Annotated in this window: 1 pseudogene; it reads right to left on the reverse strand. The window is 66.1% G+C overall.

What is annotated here, in order from left to right:
- Positions 1 to 276: pseudogene (locus PY650_RS37745) on the reverse strand (hypothetical protein); the annotation flags it as partial.
- Positions 277 to 363: the final 87 nt, after the last annotated feature.

A 363-nucleotide genomic window follows, 5' to 3' on the forward strand; every position in this document is an offset into this window, starting at 1 on the left:
CGTTCCGAGCAACTCCCCGAACTGCTCCGGCCGCTCTGCCACCGACTTCACCAACTCCGCGCGCTCGATGTTGCCGTCCACAATGGCGGCGCTGACCCTTGCGGCGACCGTCTCCGGATCAACATAGACCCGCTCTCCAACCGACCGGACCGCCTGCATCGCTCGCTCAAGATCTGGCCGCGCTCGCTCTCGGGCAACCTCGTCGAGGCTGCGAGTATAATGCGTGATCGCCGGCACCAGCGGCTCGACCCTCTCTGCTGGTCTAGCATCCCCCACACTCCGCTCAGCCTCCCGGCCGGGCGATGGCTGAAGAGCTGCCGGAGAGCGTACCTGCTCACCTATGGTGCTGTCGTGAGCCGGAAG

It is taken from the genome of Martinezella calliandrae (assembly GCF_030272695.1).
Taxonomy (GTDB): Bacteria; Pseudomonadota; Alphaproteobacteria; order Rhizobiales; family Rhizobiaceae; genus Rhizobium; species Rhizobium calliandrae.